Here is a 4843-nt window from a genome sequence, read left to right as displayed (position 1 = left end):
GCTGTTTTAGCTCTCTTTTTAATTGCATTGGCGTTAGGTTCCCAAAACCAAGAGCTCGTGACTTTTAACTATCTTCTAGCAAAAGGAGAGTTCCACTTATCTACGCTATTAGGTGTAGTATTTGTGGTTGGCTTTGCTTTAGCGTGGGTTATCTTTGGTAGCATCCAACTGAAAACTCAGCTACAGGTCCGTCGTTTAAAGAAAAAACTGAAAAAGTACGAACCAACTGAATCAAACAACGCTGCTGATAAGCCAGCCATTGAAAAACAGGCATAAGGATAAGGCTTAACTTTAATGCTTGAACTACTCTTCTTGTTGTTGCCTATAGCTGCTGCGTATGGCTGGTATATGGGGCATCGCAGCGCTCAGCAAGACAAGCAGAAGCAATCTCATCAAATCTCTCGTCAGTATATGACGGGTCTTAATCTGCTGCTCTCTGACCAATCAGATAAGGCTGTCGATCACTTTATTGAATTGCTCCAAGTTGATAACGAGACCATTGATACTCACCTTGCGTTGGGTAACCTGTTCCGGTCTCGTGGTGAAGTCGACCGCGCAATCAGAATTCACCAAAATCTTATTTCTCGTTCAGGCTTAACACTGGACCAAAAGAACCTCGCCCTTCAACAGTTAGCGAAAGACTACATGGTCTCTGGTTTTCTTGATCGTGCAGAGAAAATCTTCGAACAGTTAGTCGAAGAGCCAGATTACAAAGAGGCGGCTCTTCAACAATTAGTGACCATTTATCAGCAAACACGAGAATGGGAAAAGGCGATTTATTACGCGAACCAATTGGCTAAGTTAGGTAATAAACGCTCAAGGATGCGTGCAAATATTGCCCATTTTTGGTGTGAAATAGCCATGCTCGACCAAGCTGATGGGAATACTAATAAGGCAATACAGCATTTTAAAAAAGCGTTAGCGGAAGACCCGAAGTGTGTTCGAGCAAGTATTGCTTTGGGACGAATTTACCTAGAGTCTGAAGACTATAAGCACACCATCAAATATCTGACGGGGGTACTTGAGCAAGATAAAGACTTTATCAGTGATGTCTTGCCAACTATTGCAGAATGCTATCATCATCTGGGTCAGGAAGATGAACTTGTCGAGTTTCTGAGAGCTTGTATTGATAAGAAAGCAGGCGTATCAGCCGAGTTGATGTTGGCTCAATTAGTTGCTCATCACGAGAACGTTGGGGCTGCTCAAGAGTTACTGACGAAACAATTGCTGAAAAACCCAACCATGAAGGGCTTCTACCGTTTAATTGACTACCACATTGCAGAAGCAGAAGATGGTCGAGCGAAAGACAGCCTATCAACACTACAAGCGATGGTGGGTGAACAGTTAAAAGTGAAACCACATTACCGATGCCGGAAGTGTGGATTTTCTACCCATTCCCTTTATTGGCATTGTCCGTCCTGTAAAGGATGGGGGACGATCAAGCCAATCCGCGGATTGGATGGTGAATAATTCTTAATGCAGCTGGCAGAGTTTCTGTCCGCTGCATTTTTTTAACTTTTTATTTAATAAGAACCAAAACAGTTAGGAGATGAAATGATCGACCAAAAAGTTATTGTCGCACTGGATTATGATAACCAAGCAGATGCACTTGCGTTTGTAGATAGAATTGATCCTGCGTCATGCCGACTAAAAGTTGGCAAGGAGATGTTTACGCTATTTGGTCCTGATTTTGTACGTGAACTCCATAAACGTGGTTTCTCGGTATTCCTAGATTTAAAATTTCACGATATTCCAAACACCTGTTCGAAAGCAGTTCGCGCTGCGGCTGAAATGGGTGTATGGATGGTGAACGTACACGCGAGCGGTGGTGAGCGTATGATGACGGCATCACGTGAAATTCTTGAGCCATATGGTAAAGATCGTCCACTTCTTATCGGTGTAACGGTACTAACCAGTATGGAACAAAGTGATTTAGCTGGTATTGGTTTGAATGTTGCGCCTCAGGAGCAAGTGATTCGTCTAGCAACCTTGACCAAAAACGCAGGCTTAGATGGTGTGGTATGTTCAGCGCAAGAGTCCTCATTACTGAAGAGCGAACTAGGCCAAGAATTTAAGTTAGTGACCCCTGGTATTCGACCTGCTGGCTCAGAACAAGGTGACCAACGCCGTATCATGACGCCAGTAGACGCTATCCAATCAGGTTCAGATTATCTTGTGATTGGTCGCCCTATCACTCAAGCGTCAAATCCTGCAGAAGTGCTGAAGTCGATCAATGAGAGCTTATCTAACATGTAAGCACTGTCTCGATTGTATGGAGAAAAGTGAGGCTAAGATGCCTCACTTTTTACATCGAATGAAAATACTGATCGCGGTAAACAACCATTCCTTTTAACCAGCTATGTCTGATCATTTACTCGCTTTAACTGGTATATCGGGGCCAATTGAGATAAAGGTTCTGCGGTTTATTCTGAGTAAAGTAGGGCTTGGTACTATGCCGATCACACTTTTGTAACATAACTCACTGTGATGCCTCGAAAATGCAACCATGTGTTATTGATGGCTTGCGTTACAAATGTCTAAAGAATACTATGGCGAAGATGCATTCACTGCGTTGTAAGGTCTAGGATGACCTAGTGAAACTCTTTGAAATTAATATAGAAGCTGGCAGGACGTCACTTCATATTACGTTCCTATTATTTCCTATCTGCGTATTTTAAATCGCAGCTTTCTGTGAGCTTTCACACGCTGTCTTCCTTGTTACGACCTTAGTGCGCAAACACAACAAGGAAGAAACATGACTAAAAAACTGCCATTTTCAGTACTAGCAACACTGACCGCTGCCAGTTTTCAACTGAGTGCGGCAGAATTGCCAGCTGATATCGAATGGATTTCAAACAACAACGAACCTCTATTTGCCTCTGAAGAAGCGGTACGAGGTGGCACCTATCGCACTTACATTCAGAGCTTTCCGCAAACATTACGAAGTGTTGGTCCAGATGCGAACTCAGGTTTGCGCCAATACTTAATGGATGGTTCACCAAAACTGGCTCAGCGTCATCCAAATACTGGCAAATGGATCCCTCAACTTGCTAAGTCATGGGCATTTGGAGAGGACAACAAAACCGTATTCTTTAAACTCGACGAAACGGCCGAGTGGTCAGATGGTGAAAAAATTACAGCAGATGATTACGTCTTTATGATGAAGTACTACACGTCAAAAGACATTATCGACCCGTGGTATAACGACTTCTTCACAAACAGTATTGTGAGTGTTGAAAAAATTGATGACTACACGATCAAAGTCAATCTTGCTGTAGCTCAAAGTCATGACTCACTTATGGTTATGATTAACATGCCAAGTAATGGTTTTCAGCCTCGTCCTGAACACTTCTTTGAAGGAGAAAAGGACGCAAATAACGATGGCATGCCTGATAACTTCGTCAGAAAGTTTAACTTTAAATCTGAGCCAACCGCAGCGCCTTACTACATTGATCAAGTGAAGAAAGGTAAGAGCGTAACATTCAAACATGTCGGTGAAGATTGGTGGGGATACAACAACCGCTACTATAAAAACCGTTATAACGTTGAAAAGGTTCGCATTAAGGTAATTCGCGATCCTGATATTGCCATGAAGCACTTTGAGAAAGGCAACTTAGACTACTTTGAGATGGTGCTACCAAGCTTTTGGCATGACAAAACCAATAGTGATGTGTACAAAAAAGGCTATATCCAAAAGTACTGGGGCTTTAACGAAGCACCGCAAGGAGCTGGTGGTCTTTGGATGAACACAGCGATGCCGATGTTGGATAACCTAGAAGTGCGTAAAGGTGTTATGGCAGCCACTGACTATGACGGCATGATTGAAAACATCATGCGTGGAGATTATTCACGTAAACCGCATGGACTCGGCTTTGGTCATGGCGAATACGATGATCCTAACAATACACCGCCAAAGTTTGATGCTGATGCGGCGGTTAAACACTTCGAAAAAGCGGGCTTTGACAAAGTGGGCGCAGATGGTATTCGTGTTAACGACAAGGGCCAACGCTTGAGCTTTGCCATCACCTACGGATACAACTCTTGGACACCGCGTATTGCATACCTGAAAGAGCAAGCGAAACTTGCTGGTCTTGAGTTCACGTTAAACTTGGTGGATGGCTCATCTGCGTTTAAATACATTCTTGAGAAAAAGCATCAGCTAGCGTTTTTGAATATGGGCTCTGGTGAGATCCCTGCGTATTGGGAATACCTACACTCGGATAATGCAAATCGACCACAAACGAATGCTCACACCAACTACAGCAGCCCTGAGCTAGACAAGTTAATTGAAGCGTATGACTCTGAGTTTGATCAGGAGAAGCGTTACGACTTGTCGCATCAAATCCAAAACTATGTCAGCAAAGCAAATATCATCGTTCCTGGCTACATGGTGCCTTATTCTCGAGTTGCTCATTGGCGCTGGGTTAAAATTCCTAAAAACGGCATGACAAAAGCGACAGAATGGGTGCTTCATCCAATGGATATCGGTAATTTCTGGATTGATAACCAAGTAAAAGAAGAGACAGAAGAAGCGATGGACGAGGGTAAAACCTTCCCAGAACTAACGGTAATTGATGATCGTTACAAATTGTAAATCAGTAGTTTAGATAGAAAATGATAGCCCCGATAATGAATTTTATCGGGGCTTTCTTTTTTACTTAATAAGGTAAGACACTTCTAAAAGGTAGGTTTTTGCATCACCAAGCAAAGAAAACGCTCTATCGATGGTTTTAAATCGATCATCAAGCGAGTCGCTGGATATCAGCTGGCTGAATGTTTGCAACGAAAAAGCTTCGTTTGCTTTGAAGAACTGATGTACGTTTTCAAGCTGAACTTTATGAAT

At 42.8% G+C, this 4843-nt stretch carries 5 protein-coding genes; 4 read left to right on the top strand and 1 reads right to left on the bottom strand.

What is annotated here, in order from left to right; genetic code table 11:
- The 4 genes from IQR33_RS20800 to IQR33_RS20785 all read left to right on the top strand — a co-directional run.
- Nucleotides 1-276, top strand: a 276-nt coding sequence (locus IQR33_RS20800) for a LapA family protein (RefSeq protein ID WP_193844011.1), incomplete at its 5' end; no start/stop codon positions are given.
- A gap of 18 nt (nucleotides 277-294) precedes the next feature.
- Nucleotides 295-1470 (top strand): lipopolysaccharide assembly protein LapB, encoded by a 1176-nt coding sequence (gene lapB / locus IQR33_RS20795; protein ID WP_005376665.1) that lies wholly within the window; start codon nucleotides 295-297, stop codon nucleotides 1468-1470.
- An 84-nt stretch (nucleotides 1471-1554) separates the two neighbouring features.
- Nucleotides 1555-2256: an orotidine-5'-phosphate decarboxylase gene (gene pyrF, locus IQR33_RS20790; protein WP_005376667.1), complete on the top strand. Its 702-nt coding sequence runs from the start codon at nucleotides 1555-1557 to the stop codon at nucleotides 2254-2256.
- Between the two features lie 499 nt (nucleotides 2257-2755).
- Nucleotides 2756-4594 carry an extracellular solute-binding protein gene (locus tag IQR33_RS20785; RefSeq protein WP_017633867.1) on the top strand — a complete coding sequence of 613 codons (1839 nt, stop codon included), beginning with the start codon at nucleotides 2756-2758 and terminating at the stop codon, nucleotides 4592-4594.
- Between the two features lie 60 nt (nucleotides 4595-4654).
- On the opposite strand, the gene IQR33_RS33845 is transcribed toward IQR33_RS20785, so the two are convergent.
- Nucleotides 4655-4843, bottom strand: a 189-nt coding sequence (locus IQR33_RS33845) for a hypothetical protein (protein ID WP_228014044.1), incomplete at its 5' end; no start/stop codon positions are given.

This window comes from Vibrio sp. OPT46 (assembly GCF_015163535.1).
Classification (GTDB): Bacteria; Pseudomonadota; Gammaproteobacteria; order Enterobacterales; family Vibrionaceae; genus Vibrio; species Vibrio alginolyticus.
Note: the sequence above shows the minus strand (reverse complement) of the source record. Positions and strands in the feature narration are given on the sequence as shown.

Bases quoted from the DNA above. Each gene is read 5' to 3' on its own strand.
- lapB (WP_005376665.1), top strand. From the start codon at position 295: ATGCTTGAACTACTCTTCTTGTTGTTGCCTATAGCTGCTGCGTATGGC.
- pyrF (WP_005376667.1), top strand. From the start codon at position 1,555: ATGATCGACCAAAAAGTTATTGTCGCACTGGATTATGATAACCAAGCA.
- IQR33_RS20785 (WP_017633867.1), top strand. From the start codon at position 2,756: ATGACTAAAAAACTGCCATTTTCAGTACTAGCAACACTGACCGCTGCC.